At 69.1% G+C, this 249-nt stretch carries 1 pseudogene; it reads left to right on the forward strand.

Annotated elements, in window-relative coordinates:
• Positions 1 to 249, forward strand: a pseudogene (locus KVT32_RS30925) (formate dehydrogenase cytochrome b556 subunit); the annotation flags it as partial.

The raw sequence follows: 249 nt of genomic DNA on the forward strand, positions 1-249 counted from the left end.
TGGATCACCGCGATCTGCTTCGTCCTCGCCGGCCTGTCGGGCCTGGCCATGTTCCACCCGGTCATGGCCTGGCTGTCCGCGCTGTTCGGCGGCGGCCAGTGGACCCGCATCCTGCATCCGTTCTTCGGGGTGGTGATGTTCGCGTCGTTCGCGGTGCTGGTGGTGCGCTTCTGGCACCACAACCAGTTCGAGCCGGGCGACCGCCAGTGGCTGAGCCAGACGTCCGACGTCCTGGCCGGCCGCGAGCAC

It is taken from the genome of Achromobacter sp. GbtcB20 (genome assembly GCF_019091095.1).
Lineage (GTDB): Bacteria > Pseudomonadota > Gammaproteobacteria > Burkholderiales > Burkholderiaceae_B > Achromobacter > Achromobacter mucicolens.